Here is a 22,780-nt window from a genome sequence, read left to right on the forward strand (position 1 = left end):
GAGCGTCAGGAGGGCGGGCCCTGGCGGGCGTGGGAGGTGTAGATCCCGACCTCGTCGGGGCGGATCAGGCCGTCCTGGATGGCGCAGATGAGCAGTTTCTCCTTCGTCGGCGCGGGCCGGCCGGCCGCCGCGTACTTGACCCTGGCCCGGTCGATGTACTGGCGCACGGTGCGTTCCTTGATGCCCATGCGGGCCGCGACCGACGCCTTCGACATCGACTGGAACCAGAACAGCAGCGCCGCCCGCTCCTTGTCCGAGAGCTGGGGGCGGTGCGGGCCCTCGTCCGTGGCGATGGCCTGGGCCATGGGCAGCGTCACGGACGGCCGGTCGGCGGCCACCTCCATGATCGTCTCCAGGCAGGACTCCCGGGTGGCGCGTCCCTTGCCGATGAACGCCGACGCGCCCGCGTCCAGCACCGCGCGGACGATCTCGGGCTCCTCGTGCTCGGAGAAGACGATCACGCGCTGGCCGTCCGCGCACAGCCCGCCCACCCGGTCGGCGACCATCGTGCCGTTGAGGTTGAGGTCGAGCAGCAGCACGTCGGCGGGCACGCCGCGGACCGACTCGATCGTGGGCCCCTGGGCGACCAGCTCCACGCCGCTGCCCGGCCCGAACCAGGAGCGCACGCCGTCCACCACGACCTGGTGGTCCTCGACCAGGGCGACCGTCACGGGCGCTGCCAGATGCTGTTGACCCATACCTCCCCTCCCTGGCGCTGGTAGGTGACCACGACCCCGCTGGGCTCGCGCACCGGGGTGGGGCTGACCGGCAGGTCGTCGTTGTCGGCGACGACGGCCACGCTCACCATGGCCGACATCGCCGACACGGTGACCCTGGCCCGCGAGCGGGCGCCGTCCAGCGCCAGGACGGGCGCCCTGAGCAGATCCTCCCGCACGCCCTCGGGCAGCGCGGGCAGATTCTCGCCGAACGGCGGCGCGGTCACCAGCACCTGGCGCCGCTCGGCCGCGTCGATGCGCTCGCGCAGGGCGGCCACCAGCGCGTCGGGCACGTCCTCGCGTTCGGTGATCAGGCGGCGCAGCCGCATGGCGCCGGCCGTGCAGTCCTCGCGGACCCGGGGGTCGCCGGGGTCGGCGCCGTCGGCGAGCCGCTGGAGCAGCGACTCGGCCACGTCCCTGATGGCGGCGTACCTGCGGATGCGGTCGGCGTGGATGCTCCTGGCCGACTCCCGCCAGGCGTCGTCGGCGGCGAGCCTGCGGGCCAGCAGCACGGCGTCCTCGGCGCGGGCGCGCAGCAGGGCGCAGCCGGCGGTGTAGCCGAGCTGCATGGTGACGCCGCCGACGATGACCACCAGGTACTTGGCGACCGAGACCCGGTCGAGCGTCCCGGCCACGGCCATCGCGGCCAGCATGACGGCGGCGTTGACGGCGAGGAACGCGCCCAGCTCCGCCCGCCAGCGCGGCCGGTTCCAGGCCAGCATGACGCCCAGCCAGCCGACCGACCCCCATCCCCAGTCGCTGATGCCGAGCAGGTCCTGCGGGCGGCAGGCCACGATCACCGCGACGTCGGCGGCCAGCGCCGCGACGGCCAGGCCGAGGATGCGGTCCGGGCCGCGCGAGGTGCGCGCGAGCGACAGCCCCGCGATCACGCCGACCACCGTGTAGACGGCCCAGGCGGCCCCGGCGAGCGGCGGCCAGCGGAAGGAGCTCCAGCCGGTGACGGTGACGGTGAGGTCGTAGCCGGTGTGCCAGAACCCGGCGATGACGGCCGCGCCGAGCGCGGTGTAGCGGGCGTAGCGCTGGGCGACCTGCTCGATGTCGTCGGTCACGGCCGCCACCACATGCTCACCCGCGTGCCGGTGTCGCCGGAGGAGATCCGGGCGCCGCCGCCGCGCAGCGCGTTCATCGTGTCGAGGATCGAGCCGCGCACGCCGAACCGGTCGGGCGGCAGGCGGTCCTGGTCGAACCCGTGGCCCGCGTCGGCCACCTCCACCCGGACCTCGCCGTCGTGCCCGCTGGAGACCAGGACGGCCTCGGCCACGCCGGCGTGCCGCGCGACGTTGGCCAGGGCCTCGGTGACGGCGCGGGCGAAGTGCTCGGCGACGTCGCCGGGGACGGTCTGCGGGGTCAGCCGGCGGCGTACGTCCAGGCCGGGCACGCGGCCGGCCACCTCGTCGAGCAGGCTGTCCAGGGCGATGGGGGCGGCCTCGGGGCGCGGCCGGTCGCGCAGCTTCTCCAGGGCGGCGAGGTCGGTGCGCACCTGGGCGCGCAGGGTGGACGAGGGCTCGTCGTAGGTGCCGAGGCCGACCATGGTCAGGGTGTGCAGGGCGGTCTCGTGGATGCTGGCGACCTGGCGCAGCTCGTCCTCGCGGCGCAGGCGTTCGACCATGAGGGCGATCTCGGCTCGCGCGCTCCCGCGCAGGAACGCGTCGGCGGAGGCGGCCGAGCGGCGCAGCAGCGTCATCAGCATCACGATCGCCAGGAGCTGGACGAGGTGGATGCCCAGCGTGCCGGCCACGTCCTGGGACGGCGCCGCGAGCCGCACCCCGGCCAGGTACGCCCCCGCCACGGCCAGCCCGGCGGGCACGGCGACCCGGGGCCGCCAGGTGACCCCGGTGACGATGATCGTCATGGTGACCATCCCCGCGATCCAGCTCGACCCGGCGTCGAACGCCTGGATGGGCACGAGGTGCCCTTGGGCCAGGCAGGCCGCCACGGTGGTCGCCGCGTCCCCGGCCACCAGCCAGTGCGGCAGCGGCTCCTCGCGGCGCAACCGGCGCAGGTACAGCCCGGTCCACACCAGGCCGGCCGCCAGGACGGGCGCCAGCCACGCGGCCGAGACCGGCGGGACCGCGCCCAGCGCGGCCGAGACCACCGACACCAGGCCGACGGCGCCGCGCGCGCCCGCGGCGGTACGCGCGACGGCCTTGTCCAGTTGCCGGGTCGCGGAGTCGTATCTCGTGTCGAGCCTCTTGAGCGGCCACTTGGGGAGCCACTTGAGGAGACCCGTGGAACCGGGGTGAGCCATGTGCGATCCGCCCGCGAAGAGAGCACAGGACGGATCTCACAGTATCGACTTTGAACAGGCTTGTTCCCGTTATGACGGTCAGCTGTTTCCATGGCTCTTCCTCGGGGGCCGGCGGCTCTCCGGGCACGTTCGCCGCCTGCCTCACTGTGGGCCGCGCGGCCCGCGGCGGACATGACGGCTGATCGGCCGTCGTGCCGCCACGACGGCCGATCAGCCGTCAGTCGCATCCGCCGCACAAGGGATGTACTGGACAGGTGTCGTCGCGCGCGACCGGAGGGACGATCATGACTGTTTTCTCGATCTCGATTCTGCTCGGCTGCCTCTCCGTGATGGCGGTACGCGGTCGTCGCGGGGGCTGGCCGCCCGGCATGCCCGCGGCGCGGCCCCGCCTGGTGACCGCGGGCGGCACGTACGACGGCTCGCACGGCCACCCCTCCGACGCCTACGTCGTCCAGGAGCGGCTGATCGCGCTGGCCGACGGCCAGGGCGGCACGGAGGTCGCGCACACGGCGGCGGCCCTGGCCCTGGGCGCCGTGGTCGCCGCCCGCCCGCAGCACACCGTCCGGCGGGACGAGGACATGGACGAGTGCGCCCAGGCCGCCCACCGGGCCGTGCGGCGGGCGGCGGTGCGCACGCCGTCCAGGCCGGCGCTGGTCACGACGATGGACCTGCTGGTGCTCGTCCCCGGCGAGACGCCGTGCCTGCGCTTCGCCCACGTCGGCAACGGCGCGATCTGGCACTGCGCCAAGGGCGGCAAGCCGCGCCGGCTCACCACGTCGCACTCCTTCGACGACGGCCCGCTGCTGCGCGGGATCGGCCTGGCCTCCACGCTGAACCCCGAGCTCGGCACCGTGCCGCTGCGGCCGGGAGACCGCGTGGCCGTCGTCACCGACGGCGTGCTCAAGGCGCTGGGCGAGCACCGCCTGACCGAATTGCTGGCCGTCGGCCCGTCCCCCGCCGCGTGCCTGGACCGGCTGTACGACGAGGTGGCCGCCGCGGCCCCGAAGGACGACGCCACGATCGTCGTCGCGGACTTCGTCACCGCCTGACCTCCGGCCGTCCCTGGAACGTGCCACCCGGCACAAAGGCGGGGGCCGGGTGGCACGGAGGTCAGGCCAGGCGCTGGTAGAGGCCGTACACGAACAGGGCGCGGCGGGGCGTCCCCGCGCAGGCGAAGTCGACCGCCCAGTGATGGGGGGCCGACCCCTCGCCCTGGGCGCTCACCGGGAAGCTCGCGCCGACGTCGGCCACGACGCACTCCCACGGGGTCAGGTCCGCGAACGACAGCCGCCGGTCGCCGCCGGGCCGCACGAACCACAGGTTCCACACCTCGCCGCCGGGCCCGGTCAGCGCCTCGAACTCCAGCTCCGGCCAGGACGGCAGCCGCCAGCGGGTCACGTCGCAGGTCAGGCTGCCGAACGGGGTCGTGCCGGCGTACGCGGGCGGGCCGAGGGCCATCCGCAGCGCGGCCCGGCCCTTGGGCGCGGTCGCGGAGTGGGCCAGCCGGGTCCAGTGGGTGTGGGCGGCGCGCAGCTCGGCGCGGGAGGCGTCCACGTCGGCCAGCGCCTGTTCCACGCGCTGCGGGTTGAGGTCGCGCATGCGGTGCATCAGGGCCAGCTCGAACTGGCGTACGCCGAATCGCATGGCCCCCAGCCTGCCAGGTGGCGGCACCTGCGTATGCTCCCCGTCATGAACAAACGGGGGCAAATCACCCTCCGCGAGCTGCTCGCCTTCGACGAGGGCGGCGTGCTGCGGCTGCTGCTCGCGCCCTCGGGCCAGGACGTCCACGTGTCCGGAATGATCATCGGCGACGAGGGGCCCGCCCGCTCGTACGCGGGCCGGATCGTGCTGGCCGCCGGGCTGTTCCACTCCACCGGCGCGGCCACGGCCTCCATCCGCGAGGCGGCGCGGCGCGGCGCCGCGGCGGTGGTCGTGCGCGCCGGCGAGGACCTGGCCGACGACGCGCTCGCCGCGGCCGAGCAGGTCGGCATCGCCCTGCTGGCCCGCGCCGAGTGGGCCGACTGGGACGACGTGGCGACCCTGCTGCGCTCGGCCGCCGCCTACGGCGAGGCGGGACGCGGCGACCGCATGGCCGAGGCCACGGCGGGCGGCGGGCTGGCCGCGCTGGCGTCGGTGGTCGCCGAGTTCACCGGCGGCTCGATCACCATCGAGGACACCCAGTTCCGCGTGCTGGCGCACTCGGCCACCGGGCCGGAGGCCGACGAACTGCGCCGCTCCACCATCCTGGGCGGCCGGGTGCCCGACTGGCGGGTGGACGAGCTGCGGCGCAGCGGCCTGCTGCGCACCCTGTGGTCCTCCGGCGAGGTGATCCACCGGCCCGCCGACGGCGGCACCCCCGAGCGGCTGATCATCGCCATCCGGAGCGGCCGGGAGATGCTGGGCTCGATCTGGGCCGCCGCCGACGGCCGCAGCCTGTCGCCCAACGCGGCCAGCGCGCTGAGCCGGGCAGCGGAGGTGGCGGTGCCGTACCTGGTGCAGCACCGGCTGCGGGAGAGCGGCGCGCGGCTGCGCGAGGAGCACGCGCTGCGCGGCCTGCTGACCGGCGAGGGCGACATGAGCACCCACGCCTGGACCCTCGGCCTGCCGCCCGACCAGCGCTGCGCCGTCGTGATCGCCGAGGCCGGCCCCGACGGCGAGGGCGCGGCGGCCCGGGGGTCGGCCGGTGAGCGGGTGCTGGAGGTGCTCGCGCTGCACGCCGCCTCCTACCGCCCGGGAGTGCGGGTGCTGCGGGAGACCGGGCGGGTGCTGGCGCTGGTGCCGGTGCGCGGCGGCGACGAGCGGGACGTGCCCGGACTGGCCCGCGAGCTGGACGGGCTGGCCGCCTCGACGCCGGGCGCCGCCCCGGTGTGGGCGGGGGCGGGCTCGGTGGCCGCCTCGCCGCTGGTCGCTTCGGGCTCGCGGGAGGAGGCCGACCTGGTCGTCCGGGTCCTGCGCGCCCGCGCCGCCGGCCCGCGCCACGCCCTGGCCGCCGACCTCGGCCCCGCCCTGGACGTGCTGCGCGTGCTGGACGCCGTCCGCCCGGTGTGGGAGCGCGGCAGCGGCCCGGTGTACGACCTGGTGCGCACCGACCTGGCCGCGGGCGGCGAGCTGGTCCGCTCGATCGCCGCCTACCTCGACGCCGCCGGGGACGTCGGCCGGGCCGCCCGCCGGCTGGTCCTGCACCCGAACACCCTGCGCTACCGGCTGCGCCGCGTCCGCGAGCGCTTCGGCGTCGACCTCGACGATCCCGACACCCGCCTCCTGCTGACCCTCGCCGTCCGCCTGGCGGGCTGACCTGGGGCTCCGGCTTTTCCTTGGCCGGACGGACAAAGCCGGAGGCGGGCTTTGGCCCACCGGATGAAGACTCAGCCTGCGGTCATGCCCGAATCTCGTCTGGCCCCCCTCCGAAACTCCCTCTTTCCCGATGCACCCAGGAGCCTTGGACGTGATCCAGAGCAGTGCCACGCTCGCGCCCGCCCCTGCCCGCGGCACCACCGCCGAACGCGCCGCCCACGTGCTGCGCCACGCCGTGCGCGCCGGCGCGCTCGGCCCCGGCGAGCCCGTCGCCGGGTTCCTCGACACCGCCGGCGTGCGGGACTCGGTCAGGGCCCTGCACGAGGCGTTCGGCGAGGTTCCGGACGTGCTGCACACCTTCGCCGCCAAGGCCGCGTCGCTGATCCCCGTCCTGCGGCTGCTGGCCGCGTCGGGCATGGGGTGCGAGGTCGCCAGCCCCGGCGAGCTGCGGATCGCGCTGGACGCCGGGTTCGCGCCGGGCACGATCGTCTTCGACTCCCCCGCCAAGACCCGCGAGGAGCTGCGCCAGGCCCTCTCGCTGGGCGTCGCGGTCAACGCCGACAGCCTCGACGAGCTGCGCCGCATCGACGAGCTGCGCGCGCCGGACTCCTCCTCGGTGCTGGGCCTTCGGGTGAACCCGCAGGTCGGCACCGGGACGATCGGCGCGATGAGCACCGCGACCGCCACCTCCAAGTTCGGCGTCGCGCTGCGCGACCCCGGGGCGCGCGAGGCCGTCGTCCGCGCCTTCGCCGAACGGCCCTGGCTGACCCGCCTGCACGCGCACGTCGGCTCCCAGGGGTGCCCGCTGGAGCTGATCGCGGCGGGCATCGCCGAGACGTACCGGCTGGCCGAGGAGATCAACGCGACGATCGGCGCGCGGCAGATCACCAGCATCGACATCGGCGGCGGCCTTCCGGTGAACTTCGACGACGACGAGGTGACCCCCACCTACGCCGACTACGTCGCCACGCTGCGCGCGGCCGTCCCCGGGCTGTTCGACGGCCGGTACGCGCTGGTCACCGAGTTCGGCCGGTCGCTGCTGGCCAAGAACGGCTTCGTCGCGGCGCTGGTGGAGTACACCAAGGATGCGGGCGGGCGGCGGGTGGCGATCACCCACGCGGGCGCGCAGGTGGCCACCCGCACGGTGCTCATGCCGGACGCCTGGCCGCTGCGGGTCGGCGCGTACGGCCCGGCGGGCGACCCCAAGGACGGCCCCCTGCTCGCCCAGGACGTCGCGGGCCCGTGCTGCTTCGCCGGCGACGTGGTCGCGCACGCCAGGGAGCTGCCGGAGCTGGCCGAGGGCGACATCGTCGTGCTGTACGACACCGGCGCCTACTACTTCTCCACCCCGTGGGCCTACAACAGCCTGCCCTATCCGGCCGTGCACGGCTTCACCGTCACGGCGGACGGCGACGTGCGGCTGAGCGAGGTCCGCCCGGCGCAGACCCTGGACGAGATCGCGGCCTCCAGCGGGCTCGCGCAGGCCGACGCGCTCACCGGCCTCCTGGCGGCCATCGGCTGACGCCTCGCGTCCCGAATGCGGCGGTATGCCCCGGTTTGAGGGGATTGTTTTCGCGGGTGAGGGTATGTCTACCGGCGAGTATGGAGTTCTCGCTCCATTTCGGGGGAACCTTCCGGGCCGTCGCCCGGGAGGCGCGACAGGCGGCCTCTCCGCCTTGAGAGCCGCCGGATCCGGGGGAACCCACATGCGCAAGACGCTCACCGGCCTGGGGATGGCATTCTGCTTGGCGCTGGCCCCGGCCGCCACCGCTGTGGCGGACACGCCCGTCGTCCAGAGCCAGGCGACGCCGAGCCCGCAACCGACCGAGACCAGACACGAAGAGGGCGGCGGCAACGGCGGTCTGTGGGGCCTGCTGGGGCTGCTCGGCCTGCTGGGGCTGGCCGGCCTGCGCAAGGGCCGCAACCCGGTGGGGACGGCTGAGCACATGTCCACCACCCGCACCACCGGCACGACGGGGACCACCGGCACGACCGGCACCACCGGCACGACGGGGACCACCGCCAACCCCACTCGCCCGCAGCGTCCGTAAGGAAGGACGCGGGCGGTGCCCGGCACGCTCCGGCGCGCCGGGCACCGCGCTGCCCGCGACGACGTCTCCCCGCCAGCACCCGCCAGAGCCCTTCAGGCGGGACGGGTACCGGCGACTTCCCGCCAGGACCCGTCAGGCGGGACGGGTGCCGACGACGGCGGTGGCGTCCAGCTCCTCCGAGACCGTGGCGCGCGCCGAGAGCCCGGCGGCCACGGCGGCCTCGACGGTGGCCGCGGCCTGCCGTTCGCTGGTCTCCACCAGCAGGTGACCGCCCGGCGCGAGCCAGCCGGACGCCCCCGCGATCACCCGGCGCACGACGTCGAGCCCGTCGTCGCCGCCGTCGAGCGCCATCAGCGGTTCGTGCAGACGGGCCTCGGGCGGCAGCAGGCCGACCGACTCGGTGGGCACGTAGGGCGGGCTGGCGATCAGGATGCCGACGCGGCCGCGCAGCGAGGCGGGCAGGGCGTCGTACAGGTCGCCCTGGTGGACGTGGCCGCCGGGCAGGTTGCGCCGGGCGCAGCGCACGGCGGCGGGATCGAGGTCGGCCGCGTGCACCTCGGCCTCCCCCAGCGCCGCCGCGACCGCGGCCCCCATCGCGCCCGTGCCGCAGCACAGGTCGAGGACGACGGGCGGACGGCCGATCCGGCGGGCCAGCGCGACGGCCTGACGGATGAGGAACTCGGTGCGCGGACGCGGCACGAACACGCCGGGCTCGACGGCGACGCGCAGCCCGCAGAACCGCGCCCAGCCCAGGACGTGCTCAAGCGGCAGCCCGCCGGCCCGGCGCTCGACCATCTCCGCCAGCTCGGCGGCGGTACGCGCGGTGGAGACCAGCAGTTCGGCCTCGTCCTCGGCGAAGACGCAGCCGGCGGCGCGCAGCCGGGAGACGACGGCGGACATGGGGATCGGGGAGGAGTGCATGGGGATCGGGGAGGGATGCATGGGGAGCCTTTCGGGATGCCGATGGGCGCTCCCCGCGGTCACCTGGCCCCGGCGGGCCGCACGTGCGCCGGAAGGGAGCCCCAGCCTGACGAAGCGGTAATGGGTCTCACCTCCCAAGGACGATCTCGGCCAGAGACCGTCACAGTACCAGAGCCGATTTCGCGGAAACGTGGGGGCCTCCCGGGGATCCACCCGCTCGATGATCATGCAGTAGAATGCTTCTGAGCTCGACCGCAGGCATCGTCCCGGCGAGCGGGAAGCGGCCGCGGGAGCCGCACGACAGCATCCCGCCGATCATCTGACACAGACGAAGCGCACACCGCCATGGTGTGCGCTTTTTGCTGTGCCCGAAAACCGGACCGCAGTGAGAGGAAACCAGGCACGCATGCAGCACCACGACGACGACAAGATCAGCCTGCCCCGGCAGTTCGCCCGCACCCGGCGGTTCACCCTGGGCGCCCCCTCGGCCTTCACCGTCTCCGCGGACGGCTCCTTCGTGCTGTTCCTGCGCAGCCGCGCCGGCGACGACCCGGTCACCTGCCTGTGGGCCCTGGACGCCGCCTCCGGCCGGGAGCGGCTGCTCGCCGACCCCGCCGCGCTGACCGGCGGCCGTGCCCACGGGATCGCCTCCTACGCCACGGACGACGCGGCGTCCCTGGCGGTGTTCACCCTGGCGGGCGGGCTGTGGGCGGTGGACGTCGCCACCGGCGTCGCCCGCGCGCTGCCGGTGCCCGCCGGGGCCCGCGACCCGCGCCCCGACCCGTCCGGGCGGCTGGTCGCCTACCTCTCCGGCGGCGCGCTGCGGGTGATCGGCGCCGACGGCACGGACGACCGCGCCGTGGCCGAGCCCGACGGGCCGGACGTGCGGTTCGGCGTCGCCGAGTACGCCGCGTCCGGCTCCATGGGACGCTCCCGGGGCCACTGGTGGTCCCCCGACGGCGCCCGCCTGCTGACGACCCGGGTGGACGAGTCCCGCGTCGCGCTCTGGCACGTGGGCGACCCCGCCGAACCCGCGCGCCCGCCCCGTGCCGTGCGGTACCCGGCGGCCGGCACCGCCAACGCCGACGTCACCCTCTGGATCGCCCGCCCGGACGGGGAACGCGTGGAGGTCTCCTGGGACCGGACCGCCTTCGAGTACGTGACGGCGGCCGGCTGGGACGCCCACGGCCCCTACCTGTCGGTGCAGAGCCGGGACCAGCGGACGGTCCGGGTGCTGGCCGCCGCCCCGGACTCCGGCCGGACCCGGCTGCTGGCCGAGCAGCACGATGCGCGCTGGGTCCAGCTCGTCCCGGGCACGCCCGCCCGTACGGGCTCCGGCCGCCTGGTCGCCCACGCCGACCTGGACGGCACCCGGCGGCTCACCGTCGGCGGCGTCCCGGTCACGCCGCCCGGTCTGCAGCTGGAGGCGGTCCTCGGCGTGGACGGCGACGACGTGCTCTTCACCGCCTCCGACGACCCCGTCCAGACGCACCTGTGGCTGCAGACCCCGGCGACGGGCGTCCGGCGGCTCAGCGTCGCACCGGGCGTGCACGGCGGGACGCGGCGAGCGGGCACCCTCGTCCACGTCACCCGCACCGCCGAACACCCGGGCGAACGCACCCACGTGATCCGCCAGGACCCGCCCGCCGCGGCGTCGCAGGCCGGACAGGCTGGGATCGAGGTGGTGTCCGTGGCGCAGCGGCCCGTGTTGACGCTGCGCCGCCTGTCGCTCGTCACCACCCGGCGCGAACTGCGCAGCCACCTGCACCTGCCCTCCTGGCACCGCCCCGGCGACCCGGCGCTGCCCGTCCTGCTGGACCCGTACGCGGGGCCGGCCGCGCGCCGCGTCACCGACGAGCAGGCGCCGATGATGTTCGTCTCGCAGTGGTTCGCCGAGCAGGGGTTCGCCGTCCTGGTCACCGACGGGGCCGGCACGCCGGGCCGCGGCCCCGACTGGGAGCGCGAGGTGCACGGCGACATGTTCGGCCCCGTGCTGGAGGACCAGGTGGCCGCCCTGCACGCGGTCGCCGAGCGCCACCCCGGGCTGGACCTGCGCCGGGTCGCCATACGCGGCTGGTCGTACGCGGGCACGCTGGCCGTCATGGCGGTGCTGCGCCGTCCCGACGTCTTCCACGCCGCCGTCGCCGGGGCCGCCCCGAGCGAGCAGCGCCTGTACGACACCCACTGGCGCGAACGCTTCCTCGGCCACCCCGACCGCCACCCCGAGCGCTACGACGCCTGCTCGACGCTGGTCGAGGCGCACACCCTGTCCCGGCCCCTGCAACTCGCCCACGGCCTGTCCGACGACAACGTGTTCCCGGCGGGCACGCTGCGCCTGTCGTCCGCACTGCTGGCCGCGGGACGCCCGCACGAGGTGCTTCCGACGAGGACGTGTTCGAGGGCCTGCTCCTCCTCCAGCTCGACTTCCTGCGCCGGCACCTGGCCCCGTAGCCCGCCGAGCCCCGCTTTCAGCGGCCCGGCTGCGCCGTCAGGAGGGGGTTCGGCCGGTGAGCAGGCCCGCGCCCAGGTGGGTGAGCTGGTGGATGACCATGTTGGCGTGCCGGGTGCTGGCGATCAGGCCCGCGCGGTGCAGCACCTGGGCGTGGGCGCTGGCCGACGACAGCGAGGTGCCGGTACGGCGGGCCAGCTCGCTGGTGGTGCAGCCGGTGGTGGCGGCGACGCAGCGCAGGATGCGGGCCCGGTTGGCCCCGAGGAGGTCGGGCAGCGGGTCGCCGGGGCCGGGTTCGGGGGCGCGGCGCGGGGCCGGGAAGATCAGGACGGGAGGCAGGCTGGGGTCGGCCAGCGCGACCGGGGTGCAACGGCAGAAGTAGGACGGGATCAGGGTCAGTCCCCGGCCGCCGCCCTGGTCGGTGAGCAGCCGGGTGAGCCTGGCGCGTTCGCGGCCGAGCGCGCGTTCCATCGTGGCGCGGTGGGGGTCGAAGGCGACCTCGCAGTAGCGGCCGGCCAGGTGGGCCAGGTGGCGGAGCGCACGCCGGTGGCCGCGGGCCAGGCCGTCGAGGGCGGCGGGCAGGCTGACGTGCCGGCGCAGCCGGTCGATCTCGTGGCGCACCCGGACGGCCGGGGTGTCGGCCAGCACCTCGACGCCGTTCCGCAACCCCGCCTGGGCCTCGTACGGGGTCAGGAAGTCGGGGAAGTAGGCCTTGATCGGCATCAGCGGGACCAGCGTCTCGCGCACCGGCCGCAGCAGCCCCGATCCGGACAGGTCGGCACGCGCCCGCCGCCGCCAGGCCGCCATGTCCTGGCCGCCGCCGGGCCGCTGCAGCACGTGCAGGCTCATGGCCATCTCCCACAGCTCGTCGACGCGGGAGGCGATGCGCACCCGGGCCAGGTCCTCCCCGGTGAAGATGATCTTCAACGTTCCCCTGGTCATGCCGGCATCCTCAGCCGACCGGCTGGCAGCACGATCACCATCCGATTGACGGGCCACGACCCGCGTGTTCCGGCCCGGCCCCATCCCTGGCGGGCGGACCGGCCCGGCCGGCTTCCACGACTGAGGCGGGCACGGCCGGTCCGCCATGCTCACCGCGACCGGCATGGCGGACGCCCGGCCTGGGTCATCGGCGGGCGGGGCGGATGACGAGGCGGCCGTGGGGCAGGTCGCCGGTCACCTGGACGTGCGGATGACCGGGGTTCGGGCGGCCGGGGACCTTGCAGGTCACGCGCCCCCATTCGGAACGCACCCCGTCGGTGTTCGCCGTGGCGCCCACCGGCAGGATGATCGTGGCGCTGCCGTAGGCCAGCTGGAGTTCGATGTCGATCCGCGCGTACGGGACGTGGGCCCGCGACAGGTCGAGCCGCACCTTGCCGTACTTGGAGTCGACGCGCAGCCGTCGCGGGACCTCCCAGTCGCCGGTGCGTGTGACGCTGCCGCCGGTGGAGGACAGATGGACCGCCTCGTCCGGCAGGTCGCCGACGATCGGCGCCAGCTCGTGGGAGGAGGTGGCGGTGAGCGCCAGTTCGAGCCGGCGTTCCAGCTCGGCGGGGTCGAGCCGGCCGTCCGCGTACGCCTGCTGGACCAGCTCGACCGCCCGCTCGCGGTCAGCGCCCGAGACTGTGTTCATCGGCTGACGGCCCTCTTGTACAGCCGCGTCGCCAGCGGCACGAACACGACCAGGAGCAGGACCGACCACAGCAGCGACACCGGCACGGCGTGCCGCAGCGGCCAGGCGCCGGGCTGGGGCAGGGCGGCGCTGGTGTTGCCGAACAGCTCACGCGCGGCCTGGACGAGCGTGGAGACCGGGTTCCATTCGGCGATCGGCCGCAGCGGGCCGGGCAGGCGCGAGCTGTCGGCGAACGCGTTGGACAGGAAGACCAGCGGCAACGACGTCAGCGTGGCGATGTTGTTGAACACCTCGGGCGTGCGCAGGGCCAGCGCGACCGTGGCCGTCACCCAGGAGAAGGCGTAGGCGAACAGCAGCAGCATCGCGAACCCGAGGGCCGCCTGCGCCGGTGAGCTGTGGACGCGCCAGCCGACCAGCAGGCCGACGAGCGCCATGGTGGCGATGCTGGTGACGTTCATGATGACGTCGCTGAGGGTCTGGCCGGTGAGCACCGCCGTCGGGGACATCGGCAGGGTGCGGAACCGGTCGAAGATGCCCTTCTGCAGGTCCTGGGTCAGCGTGTAGCCGGTGATCTGCGCGCTGGTGACGATCGTCATGACGAAGATCCCGGGGAGCAGGTACTCGCCGTAGGACATACCGGGCAGCTCGATCATGCTGCCGAAGACGTAGGTGAACAGCACCACGAACACGATGGGCAGCATGATCACGCCGCCCAGCAGGTCGGGGGCTCTGCGGATCTTCAGCGCGTTGCGCTTGGCGATGGTCAGGCCGTCGGCGGCGGCCAGCTGGAGGGCGTTCATCGGACGGTCTCCTTGGTCTTCTCGTCGGCCTGGCGTCCCGTGAGGGTGAGGAACACGTCGTCGAGGGTGGGCCGGCGCAGGCCGGCGTCGCGGACGGCGATCCGCTCGGCGGCCAGGTGGCCGAGCGCCTGGGTCAGCGCGGCCGCGCCACCGGTCACCGGGATCGTCATCCGCAGCGCGGCGGCGTCGATCTGCACGTCCCCCAGGGCCAGCGGCGCCAGGGCGCGGGCGGCGGTCTCCAGGTTCGCCGCGCTGGTCACCGAGACCTGGATGCGGTCGCCGCCGACCTGGTCCTTCAGCTCGTCGGCCGTGCCTCGCGCGATCACCCGCCCCTGGTCGACCACCGCGATGCGGTCGGCCAGCCGGTCGGCCTCCTCCAGGTACTGGGTGGTCAGCAGGACGGTGGTGCCCTCCCGGACGAGCTCGGCGATGACGTCCCAGAGGCTGATCCGGGCGCGCGGGTCGAGGCCGGTGGTGGGCTCGTCCAGGAAGAGCACGGGCGGGTTGGCGACCAGCGCGCCGGCCAGGTCGAGGCGGCGGCGCATGCCGCCGGAGTAGCCGCGCACCGGACGGTCGGCGGCGTCGGTGAGGTCGAAGCGCTCCAGCAGCTCGCGGGCGCGCTCGCGGCTGGGCCTGGTGCCCAGGTGGTAGAGGCGGCCGACCATCTCCAGGTTCTCGGCGCCGGTCAAATGGTCGTCGACGGCGGCGTACTGGCCGGACGCGCCGATGCGGGCGCGCAGCCGGTGGGCGTCGCGCACGACGTCGAGCCCGGCCACCGTGGCGTGGCCGGCGTCCGGTCGCAGGAGCGTGGTGAGGATCCTCACCGTGGTGGTCTTGCCGGCGCCGTTGGGGCCCAGCAGGCCCAGCACCGTCCCTTCGGGGACGGTCAGGTCCATCCCGTCGAGGGCGGCCACGTCGCCGTATCTCTTGGTCAGTCCTTCGGCCACGATCGCGTCAGGCATGTCGGTCTCCTAGCTCGTCAGGAACGGTGGATGACGATGTCCCCATGGGTGGTGTGGGCGCGGACCTCGACGATCGCCGCCCCGTCGCCGGGGTCGTCGCCCGGGTCGAGGGTGACGTCGACCGTGCCGTACCTGGAGCTGACGTCCAGCCAGGCGGCGGTGCCCGCCCGGACGCCGAGGTCGAGGCCGCCGCCGGTGGTCTCCATGACGACCGCGCCGGAGGACATCTCGTGGATCTGCACGCCGGCGTAGGCGGTCTTGGCGACGACTCCGGCCAGCGGGCGGTCGACGGTGATGTCGCCGTGGGCGCTGTTGAGCCGCAGCTCACCGGTCACCACGCCGAGGCGCACATCGCCGTGGGCGGTCTTGACCGCGGCGGCGCCGTCGATCTCGCCGACCCGGATGTCGCCGTGGTTCGTGGTGATCTCGGCGTGCCCGCGGGCGCGGGTGACGGAGACGTTGCCGTGGGCGCTCTTCAGGCGCAGCCGGCCCGCCTCCTCGACGCGGATGTCGCCGTACGTGGTGGCGACGGTCACCTCGCCGAGCAGGCCGCGGCAGGAGACGCCGCCGGGCGTCTTGGCGTCGAGGCGGGATCCGGCCGGCAGCTCGATCGTGACGTCCACCGAGCCCGTGCCGAGCAGCAGCGAACGCGCCCAGTCGGCGGGCGACTCGACGAGCTTGCCGAGCGAGAGCCCCCAGCCGAGGACCGGCGCTCCCTGCTCCTTGTCGGCGGCCACCGTGAGCCTGCCGTCGGCGTGATGGACCTGGACGTGCCGGGCCGCCTGCACGTCGGCGTCGTTGTGCTCGTCGCTCGGGCGGACCTCGACCACGGTGTCGGCACGGTCGCCCGCGACGACGCGGACGGCGGCGGTCCCCAGGTCGAGGAGGACGACGATGGGTCGGGGCGTGTCGAAGACCGGCATTCCGGACTCCTTGTCGTCGGTCGGCATGGTCATCAGCGCACCCAGCCGCTGTAGCGGTTGCCGGTCTGCCGGGCGGGGCCGCGGGGGGTGCGGCGGGCGGCGTCGCCGGGGTCGAGGGCCGCCGAGACGGCGCGGACCAGCCAGGCGTTGACCGACAGCCCTTCGCGCGCGGCGGCCTCCTCGATGCGCGGCTTGAGCGCCTCGGGGACCCGGAGCGAGATCCGGGACGTACCACCCTCGTCGGCGTCGGAAGGCGGCGGCGCGGGCGGTTGCGGTGGCAGGTGTGCGCCCGGCCCTGCCGCACCCATGGCTCCACCCACGACGGCTTCGCCCTCCTCCGCGAACGGATGGGCGGCGGGCGGTGGCGTCACGACGAAGGCGGGGTCGCGCCCGCGCAGGCGCACCTCGACCGACCCGGGCGCGAGGTCCTGGGTGATCTCGTCCGCGGCGGCCGACAGGGCCTCCAGCAGGGCGAGGCGGGCGGCCGACGCCAGCGTCGCGGAGAAGTGTTCGGCCAGCGCACGAGCTTCCTCGCCGCCCGTCCCGGCGGCGAGCATGAGCTCGCGCCGGAGTTGGTCCACATACGGCGCAAGGTCCATGACGCCATCATGACATGCAGAGTGACGCCATTGCAACCACGCTATGACGTCACTATGGCGTCACGCCTCAGCCGGGCAGGGACGGGGACAGCGCGGTGACGACGCGGTGACGCAGCAGCTCGTACTCCTCCCGGCAGCGGCGCGGCGCGTCGGGCGGACGCTGCTGGACCTGGGGGTTCACGACGACCTCACCCGGATGGAACTGGTCCCCGGCGAAGTCGATCTCGGTGCCGTCGGGCAGGCGGTTCCAGTAGTGGTGACCGACCTTGACGCCATCGGCCTGCACCTCGGCCAGGATCAGGTCTCCCCCGAGCAGGTCATGGACCACCAGGGCGGTCGTGCCGCACTGCCCTCTGGCGGGGTTGGCGGGCCGCCATTCCTCCCGCGCGGCGGTGTCGCAGGTGTCGGGCCCCCACGCGGCCCGTATCACCGGACGCAACAATTCCAGTATCAACATCGGGGCAGTGTCGCAGGCGGGTCCGACACTCCACCGTTCTCCGGCGGGCGCCGATCGGGAAGGACGCCGGTTCCGGAACCGGGGAACCGGGCGGCCGTCGCGGGGGTCCAAGTCGAGGGCGGCGTTCCGCGCCGGCGTCGGGCGCCTGAGGGCGCAGACGTGTCGGCCGACGCCGCGGGTGGCCCTTCCCGCCCTGCGACGCGAGCTGGACGCCGCCCCTCCAGCTCCCTCCCCGTCAGGCGAGGGCGCCGTCGAGCACCTTGTCGAGGAAGGCGTCCAGGTTGACCGCGGCGCGGGCGACGCGTTCGGGCACGGTCAGCGACTCGAACCGGACGCCCAGCTCGGTCTGCTTCAGCTCCCGCACGTACAGGGAGCAGGCCAGGTCGGAGCACATGTACGCGCCCACCGTGTTGCCCTGCCGCCCCGCCGCGCCGACCCGGGGCGCGGTGAACAGCGCGACCCCGGTCCCGGCGTGCGGGGTCACGCAGATCGAGCACAGCGTGCTCTTGGTGAAGCTCCTGCGCACCTCCTGGCCGAGCCGCAGCGCGACGCCGACCGCCGCGCCGCCGCGCTCGGCCACCAGGTACGCGCGCTCGGGCGCCCCCGGATCGCGCCAGCCCAGGAAGTCGAGGTCGGGCCAGGGCAGCTCGGACAGCCCCCGGGGGACGGCGAGCCTGCGGGCCTCGCCCTTGGAACAGTTGACGAAGGACGAGCGGATCTCGTTCTCGGTGACGGGGTTCATGACGTGCCTGCTTTCGAGGACGGGAGGAACAGGGCGGGCAGGAGGCAGAGCGCGACGGCGGCCAGCGCGACCCAGAAGGCGGGCCGGTAGCCGCCGTGCTGGAGCAGCACGGCCACACAGGCGGTGCCGGCCGCCGCGCCGACCTGCTGGCCGATGGCGTTGGCGGTGGTCGCGGCGGGCACCTTGGCCGGCGGCAGCGAGTGGTAGAGGGTGATCATGGTGGGTGAGACGGCGAGCGCGGCCCCCACCCCGCGCACGAACAGCGCCACCGGCAGCAGCGCCGCGCCCGTGCCCGGGTCGGCCAGCGCGAACGGCAGCGTCCCGGCCGCCAGCAGGACCAGGCCCGTGACGACGATCCGGCGCGGGTTGCCGTTGAGGTCGATGAGCCGGCCGGCGGCGAGCACCGCGACGAGCATGCCGAGCCCCTGCGGCGCGAGGACCAGCCCGGCGCCGAGCGCCCCGGAGCCTTCGGCCGTCTGGAAGAACAGCGGCACCAGGAACACGGCGGCGAACAGGGAGAAGTTCGCCAGGAAGGCCAGCGCGGCGGAGGCGGCGAAGGCCCGGTCGCGGAACAGGCCGGGCTCGACGATCCGCGGCCCGGAGGTGCGGGAGGCCCGCCACAGACAGCCGGCCAGCAGCAGCGCGCCGGCCGCCGCGGTCAGCGCGGCGACGGGCTCACCGGCCCCGCTCAGCCCGTGGAGCAGCAGGGTCAGGCCGCCGCTCACGCCGAGCAGGCCGGCCAGGTCGAGGCGTTCGGCCGGGCCGTCAGGCCGGGCGGTGCGGACGTACAGGGCGGAGAGGACGACGCCGGCCGCCACGAACGGGACGTTGACCAGGAACACCCACCGCCACGACAACGCCTCCAGCAGCACGCCGCCGACGACCGGCCCGAGGACGGGCGCGAACACGGCGGGTACGGCCATCAGCGCCATCATCCGCCCGAGCCGGTCGCGCCCGGCCAGCTCGACGACGATGATCCGGCTGAGCGGGAACAACATGCCCGCCCCCGCTCCCTGCACGACGCGGAAGGCGACGAGGCTGCCGAGCGACCAGGCCGACCCGCACAGGATCGAGCCGGCCAGGAACACGCCGAGCGAGACGGTCCAGGCCGTTCCCGCGCCGAACCGCCGGGCGGCCCACCCGGTCGCCGGGATGACCGCGGCCAGGGCGAGCAGGTAGGCGGTGGTCACCCATTGGGTGGCCGCCAGGTCGGCGGAGAACGTGCGGGCCAGGGTGTGCGTGGCGACGCCGACGACGGTGCCGTCGAGCAGCGCGGTGAACGCGCCGAGGGTGAGCACCCCGGCGACCGTCACCAGCCGCCGGTCGAGGCCGGGCGGAGACCCTGCGGTGTGCGCGTGCGCGCTTGTGCCGGTCATGGGGACACCTGCCAATGCCTGAGGGCGCTGTCGAGCGCGTCGATGATCGCGTCCCACGACTGCCGGACGTCGCGGGAGGCCTGGAAGCCGCCGCGGGCCTCCAGGTTGGTGAAGCCGTGGAAGGTGCTGCGGAGCAGCCGGATGGCGTCGGTGTGGGCCGGTTCGGGCAGCCCGTACGCGGCCACGACGGCGTTGGTGGTGGTGAAGATGCGCTGCACGTCGGCGCACGCGGCGACGATCTCGGGGTCGAGCCGGAGCTGGGTGGCCTCGTACAGGCCCGGGTGGGCCAGGGCGAAGTCGCGGTAGGCGGCGGCGAAGGCGGCCAGCGCGTCCTTGCCCGCCTTGCCGGCGACCGCCGCGGTCAGGGCGTCGGCCTGGATGCGGGCGGCCCGCAGCGCCACCCGTACGCGCAGGTCCTGGAGGTTCCTGACGTGGGAGTAGAGGCTCGCGTCCGCGACGCCGAAGCGGCGCGCCAGCGCCGAGATCGTCAGGTTGTCGAACCCGGCCTCGTCGGCCAGTTCCCCGGCCGCCTCCGTCACGCGGTCCGCCGTCAGACCCGCCCGAGCCATCATGCTCCACCTCCATAGCAGCAAACCTAACCTTCCTAGGTTTTATCCTAGGGCTCCTAGGTTTGGCAAATCAGGAAAACTTGGGATCAGGTTGGAACGTGGCTGGAGCAGCCGTTCGTAACGTGGCGGACATGAGAGTGCTCGTCGATCTGAACCGCTGCCTGAGCTACGGGCAGTGCGTGTTCGCGGCGCCGGCGGTCTTCCGCTTCCACGGCGCCGAGTCACTCGAGTACGACTACGCCCCCGCCGACGCGATGCGCGAGCAGGTACGGGAGGCCGCCGCGGCCTGCCCGGTGCAGGCGATCAGCTACTCGCCGGACGACCGTGCGTAGCGCGGTGATCGTCGGCGCCTCGCTGGCCGGGCTGCGGGCCGCCGAGACGCTGCGCGCCGAGGGCTTCACCGGGGAGCTCACCCTGATCGGCGACGAGCCGTACGAGCCCTACGACCGGCCGCCGCTGTCCAAGCAGGTGCTGGCCGGACGGGCCTCGCCCGCGCACACCGCGCTCGTCATGGCCGAGGACCTGCGGGCACGCTGGCTGCTCGGCGAGCCCGCCACCGGCCTGGACCTGCGCACCCGCCAGGTACGCCTGTCCGGCGGGCGGGAGATCGGCTTCGACCGGGTGCTGATCGCCACCGGCACCCGGGCGCGGCCCTGGCCGGACCCCGCCGAGGCGGCCCTGGACGGCGTCTTCACGCTGCGCGGACGCGACGACGCGGCGAGCCTTCAGGCCGCGCTCGCCGCCGGGCCGAGCCGGGTGCTGGTCATCGGCGGCGGGTTCACCGGCTCGGAGATCGCCTCCGTCTGCCGCGAGATGGGCCTGGCCGTGACGGTCGCGGAACGCGGCCCGGCCCCGCTGGCCGGCGCCCTGGGCGCGGCGGCCGGGAGCGTGGCCGCCCGGCTGCACCGCGAGCACGGCGTGGACCTGCGGGTGAACACCACGGTCATGGCCCTGGAGGGCGACGCGGACGGCCGGCTGCACGCCGCTCACCTGTCCGACGGCGACGTGCTGCCGGTCGAGGTCGCGGTGGTGGCGCTCGGGGCCGTCCGCAACACCGAGTGGCTGGCCGGGTCGGGCCTGGCGGCCGACCCGCGCGGGGTGGTGTGCGACGCCGCCTGCCGGGCCTTCGACGCCGACGCGATCGTCACCTCCGACGTCTTCGTGGCCGGGGACGTGGCCCGCTGGCCGCACCCGCACTACGACGGCCTGCTGCTGGCCGTGGAGCACTGGGACAACGCGGTGCGCCAGGCGTCCACGGCCGCGCACAACATGGTCGCCGACCGGCCGCGCCCGCACCGGGGGCTGCCCGCGTTCTGGTCCTACCAGTTCGGCGTCAGCATCAAGTCCGTCGGGCTGCCGACGATCGCCGACGAGGTGGTGGTCACGCAAGGTTCGGTGGCCGAGCGCCGCTTCGTGGCCTGTTTCGGCCGCCAGGGCCGGTGCGTGGCGGCGGTCGCGGTGGACGCGCCGCGCGCGCTGCCCGCCTACGCCGACCTCATCGAGGCGGCCGCGCCCTTCCCGCCCGACCTGCGGGCCGCCGACGGGCCGCGCGCGCTGCTCCCGGTGCCCGCCGGCCTCGCCGTGGACGGCCAGTCCACCCACAGCCCGACGGCCGCGGTGACCGGGCCCGGCCCGACCGCGCGCGAGGTGCCGCGCGAGCGCGACCCCCGCTCGCCGCTGACCGCGCCGCCGCTGGAATGAGAGCCGGAGGACGACCATGGCCCACCAGGTGACGCAGAGCCTGTTCGCGCAGGTCCTGGACGAGGCGAGCCGCCCGGACCCGTACCCGCTGTACGCCCGGATGCGCGAGACGCCCGTCGCCCGCCAGGGGGACGACCTGTACGCGGTGAGCACGTACGCCGAGATCGTCTCGCTGCTGCACGACCCGCGGATCAGCTCCGACGAGCGCAAGAGCAGGAGCGGCTCCGGCTCGTTCGGCGCCTCCGGCAGGCTCATGGCCGCCCAGAACGCCGAGGACGGGCAGGACTCGCGGAAACCGGCGTTCATCTTCCTCGACCCGCCCGACCACGACCGGCTGCGGCGGATCGTCATGCGGCACTTCACCCCCGAGCGGATCAACCGGCTCGGTGAGGACGTGGTGTCGCTGGTGGCCGAGCTGCTCGACCGCCGCGCCGGCTCCGACTCCATGGACGTGGTGGACGATTTGGCCTACCCGCTGCCGGTCACGGTGATCTGCGAGCTGCTCGGCGTGCCCAAGGAGGACGAGCCGCGCTTCCACGGCTGGGCCTCGGCGCTGGCCCGTACGCTGGACCCGCCCGAGGGGCTGTCGGAGGAGGAGGTGCGGCAGGCCGAGGCCGCCGCGCCGGAGCTGCGCGCGTACCTGATCGGCCTGGCCGGAGAGCGGCACGCCCGCCCGTCGGACGACCTGCTGTCGGCGCTGCTCACCGACGGCGAGGCCGAGCGGATGGATCCCCAGGAGATCATCGCGACGATGGCCCTGCTGCTCATCGCCGGTCACGAGACGACCGTCAACCTGATCACCAACGGCATGCTGACGTTCCTGCGCAACCCGGAGGCGCTGGCGCGGCTGCGCGCCGACCCCGCGCTGATCGTGCCGGCCGTCGAGGAGGTGCTGCGCTACGACCCGCCGGTGCAGTTCCGCACCCGCACGACGCTGGCCGACATCGAGATCGCCGGGGTCACCATCCCCCAGGGCGCGGACGTGGCGCTGCTGCTGGCCTCGGGCAGCCGGGACCAGGCCCGCTTCCCCGGCGCCGACCGCTTCGACCCGGCGCGCCGGGACAACCAGCACCTGGGGTTCGGCGGAGGCGTCCACTACTGCGTGGGGGCGCCGCTGGCCCGGATCGAGGCGCGGGCCGCGCTGGGGGCGCTGGTGACCCGGCTGGTCGGGCCGGAACTGGCCGCCGACCCGCCGCCGTACCGGCACAGCGCGTCGCTGCGCGGCCCCGCGCACCTGACGGTGGGCTTCGACCGCCTGCTCTGACACCCGCCGCCGACCGCCTGCTCTGACGCCCGCCTTCGACCGCCCTCTTCGACC

At 74.8% G+C, this 22,780-nt stretch carries 22 protein-coding genes and 1 pseudogene; 8 read left to right on the forward strand and 15 right to left on the reverse strand.

Annotated elements, in window-relative coordinates:
• Nucleotides 1-5: 5 nt before the first annotated feature.
• Genes AB0J97_RS37765 through AB0J97_RS37775 form a run of 3 tightly spaced genes read right to left on the reverse strand, consistent with a single transcriptional unit; the run spans nucleotide 6 to nucleotide 2,985 of the window.
• A complete protein-coding gene (locus AB0J97_RS37765; RefSeq protein ID WP_357705460.1) occupies nucleotides 6-698 on the reverse strand; it encodes a sigma factor-like helix-turn-helix DNA-binding protein in 693 nt (230 codons plus the stop codon).
• A complete protein-coding gene (locus AB0J97_RS37770; RefSeq protein ID WP_364098045.1) occupies nucleotides 668-1,786 on the reverse strand; it encodes a hypothetical protein in 1,119 nt (372 codons plus the stop codon). Before AB0J97_RS37770 ends, AB0J97_RS37765 begins: the two co-directional genes overlap by 31 nt.
• Nucleotides 1,783-2,985 carry a hypothetical protein gene (locus tag AB0J97_RS37775; RefSeq protein WP_364098048.1) on the reverse strand — a complete coding sequence of 401 codons (1,203 nt, stop codon included), beginning with the start codon at nucleotides 2,983-2,985 and terminating at the stop codon, nucleotides 1,783-1,785. Before AB0J97_RS37775 ends, AB0J97_RS37770 begins: the two co-directional genes overlap by 4 nt.
• 284 nt (nucleotides 2,986-3,269) lie before the next feature.
• Here AB0J97_RS37775 and AB0J97_RS37780 point away from each other — a divergent pair, with 284 nt between their 5' ends.
• Nucleotides 3,270-4,034 (forward strand): SpoIIE family protein phosphatase, encoded by a 765-nt coding sequence (locus AB0J97_RS37780; RefSeq protein WP_364098051.1) that lies wholly within the window; start codon nucleotides 3,270-3,272, stop codon nucleotides 4,032-4,034.
• A gap of 61 nt (nucleotides 4,035-4,095) precedes the next feature.
• On the opposite strand, the gene AB0J97_RS37785 is transcribed toward AB0J97_RS37780, so the two are convergent.
• Entirely contained in the window at nucleotides 4,096-4,629 is a 534-nt protein-coding gene (locus AB0J97_RS37785; RefSeq protein WP_364098054.1) for a hypothetical protein, read from the reverse strand.
• Nucleotides 4,630-4,674: 45 nt separating this feature from the next.
• Here AB0J97_RS37785 and AB0J97_RS37790 point away from each other — a divergent pair, with 45 nt between their 5' ends.
• The 3 genes from AB0J97_RS37790 to AB0J97_RS37800 all read left to right on the forward strand — a co-directional run bounded on the left by AB0J97_RS37790 (nucleotide 4,675) and on the right by AB0J97_RS37800 (nucleotide 8,330).
• The gene (locus AB0J97_RS37790; RefSeq protein WP_364098057.1) at nucleotides 4,675-6,279 is read left to right on the forward strand and encodes a helix-turn-helix domain-containing protein; all 1,605 of its coding nucleotides are present in this window, start codon (nucleotides 4,675-4,677) and stop codon (nucleotides 6,277-6,279) included.
• Between the two features lie 151 nt (nucleotides 6,280-6,430).
• Nucleotides 6,431-7,801 carry a diaminopimelate decarboxylase gene (locus AB0J97_RS37795; RefSeq protein ID WP_357705466.1) on the forward strand — a complete coding sequence of 457 codons (1,371 nt, stop codon included), beginning with the start codon at nucleotides 6,431-6,433 and terminating at the stop codon, nucleotides 7,799-7,801.
• 184 nt (nucleotides 7,802-7,985) lie between these two features.
• A complete protein-coding gene (locus tag AB0J97_RS37800) occupies nucleotides 7,986-8,330 on the forward strand; it encodes a WGxxGxxG family protein (RefSeq protein ID WP_364098061.1) in 345 nt (114 codons plus the stop codon).
• A gap of 132 nt (nucleotides 8,331-8,462) precedes the next feature.
• Here the strand turns inward: AB0J97_RS37800 and AB0J97_RS37805 are convergent, their stop codons facing one another.
• Complete coding sequence (locus tag AB0J97_RS37805) at nucleotides 8,463-9,251, reverse strand: putative protein N(5)-glutamine methyltransferase (protein ID WP_364098298.1); 789 nt, start codon at nucleotides 9,249-9,251, stop codon at nucleotides 8,463-8,465.
• Between the two features lie 406 nt (nucleotides 9,252-9,657).
• On the opposite strand from AB0J97_RS37805, the pseudogene AB0J97_RS37810 reads away from it, so the two are divergent.
• A pseudogene (locus tag AB0J97_RS37810) lies at nucleotides 9,658-11,568 on the forward strand (prolyl oligopeptidase family serine peptidase); the annotation flags it as partial.
• A gap of 171 nt (nucleotides 11,569-11,739) precedes the next feature.
• On the opposite strand, the gene AB0J97_RS37815 reads toward AB0J97_RS37810, so the two are convergent.
• From AB0J97_RS37815 to AB0J97_RS37860, 10 genes are all read right to left on the reverse strand, one after another.
• On the reverse strand, nucleotides 11,740-12,807 hold the full coding sequence (locus AB0J97_RS37815) for a helix-turn-helix domain-containing protein (protein ID WP_364098301.1): 1,068 nt from the start codon (nucleotides 12,805-12,807) through the stop codon (nucleotides 11,740-11,742).
• 19 nt (nucleotides 12,808-12,826) lie between these two features.
• Nucleotides 12,827-13,333 carry a DUF1707 domain-containing protein gene (locus AB0J97_RS37820; RefSeq protein WP_364098064.1) on the reverse strand — a complete coding sequence of 169 codons (507 nt, stop codon included), beginning with the start codon at nucleotides 13,331-13,333 and terminating at the stop codon, nucleotides 12,827-12,829.
• Nucleotides 13,330-14,133: an ABC transporter permease gene (locus AB0J97_RS37825; RefSeq protein ID WP_357705471.1), complete on the reverse strand. Its 804-nt coding sequence runs from the start codon at nucleotides 14,131-14,133 to the stop codon at nucleotides 13,330-13,332. The genes AB0J97_RS37820 and AB0J97_RS37825 overlap by 4 nt, the downstream gene beginning before the upstream one ends.
• Entirely contained in the window at nucleotides 14,130-15,095 is a 966-nt protein-coding gene (locus tag AB0J97_RS37830; protein ID WP_364098067.1) for an ATP-binding cassette domain-containing protein, read from the reverse strand. The genes AB0J97_RS37825 and AB0J97_RS37830 overlap by 4 nt, the downstream gene beginning before the upstream one ends.
• Before the next feature lie 17 nt (nucleotides 15,096-15,112).
• On the reverse strand, nucleotides 15,113-16,051 hold the full coding sequence (locus AB0J97_RS37835; RefSeq protein WP_364098070.1) for a DUF4097 family beta strand repeat-containing protein: 939 nt from the start codon (nucleotides 16,049-16,051) through the stop codon (nucleotides 15,113-15,115).
• Nucleotides 16,051-16,617, reverse strand: coding sequence for a toxin-antitoxin system HicB family antitoxin (locus AB0J97_RS37840; protein WP_364098073.1), 567 nt, complete (start codon nucleotides 16,615-16,617; stop codon nucleotides 16,051-16,053). The genes AB0J97_RS37835 and AB0J97_RS37840 overlap by 1 nt, the downstream gene beginning before the upstream one ends.
• A gap of 67 nt (nucleotides 16,618-16,684) precedes the next feature.
• Nucleotides 16,685-17,074: a hypothetical protein gene (locus AB0J97_RS37845; RefSeq protein ID WP_364098076.1), complete on the reverse strand. Its 390-nt coding sequence runs from the start codon at nucleotides 17,072-17,074 to the stop codon at nucleotides 16,685-16,687.
• A 235-nt stretch (nucleotides 17,075-17,309) separates the two neighbouring features.
• Entirely contained in the window at nucleotides 17,310-17,816 is a 507-nt protein-coding gene (locus AB0J97_RS37850; RefSeq protein ID WP_357705476.1) for an FBP domain-containing protein, read from the reverse strand.
• A complete protein-coding gene (locus AB0J97_RS37855; protein WP_364098079.1) occupies nucleotides 17,813-19,192 on the reverse strand; it encodes a DHA2 family efflux MFS transporter permease subunit in 1,380 nt (459 codons plus the stop codon). The genes AB0J97_RS37850 and AB0J97_RS37855 overlap by 4 nt, the downstream gene beginning before the upstream one ends.
• The gene (locus AB0J97_RS37860) at nucleotides 19,189-19,761 is read right to left on the reverse strand and encodes a TetR/AcrR family transcriptional regulator (RefSeq protein WP_364098304.1); all 573 of its coding nucleotides are present in this window, start codon (nucleotides 19,759-19,761) and stop codon (nucleotides 19,189-19,191) included. Before AB0J97_RS37860 ends, AB0J97_RS37855 begins: the two co-directional genes overlap by 4 nt.
• A gap of 131 nt (nucleotides 19,762-19,892) precedes the next feature.
• Here AB0J97_RS37860 and AB0J97_RS37865 point away from each other — a divergent pair, with 131 nt between their 5' ends.
• Genes AB0J97_RS37865 through AB0J97_RS37875 form a run of 3 tightly spaced genes read left to right on the forward strand, consistent with a single transcriptional unit; the run spans nucleotide 19,893 to nucleotide 22,726 of the window.
• Nucleotides 19,893-20,093, forward strand: a complete 201-nt coding sequence (locus tag AB0J97_RS37865) for a ferredoxin (protein WP_357705478.1) — start codon at nucleotides 19,893-19,895, stop codon at nucleotides 20,091-20,093.
• Nucleotides 20,086-21,462, forward strand: a complete 1,377-nt coding sequence (locus AB0J97_RS37870) for an FAD-dependent oxidoreductase (RefSeq protein WP_364098082.1) — start codon at nucleotides 20,086-20,088, stop codon at nucleotides 21,460-21,462. Before AB0J97_RS37865 ends, AB0J97_RS37870 begins: the two co-directional genes overlap by 8 nt.
• Nucleotides 21,463-21,478: 16 nt before the next feature.
• Nucleotides 21,479-22,726: a cytochrome P450 gene (locus AB0J97_RS37875; RefSeq protein ID WP_364098085.1), complete on the forward strand. Its 1,248-nt coding sequence runs from the start codon at nucleotides 21,479-21,481 to the stop codon at nucleotides 22,724-22,726.
• Nucleotides 22,727-22,780 lie beyond the last annotated feature (54 nt).

It is taken from the genome of Nonomuraea sp. NPDC049607, from assembly GCF_040675375.1.
In the GTDB taxonomy this organism is placed as follows: Bacteria; Actinomycetota; Actinomycetes; order Streptosporangiales; family Streptosporangiaceae; genus Nonomuraea.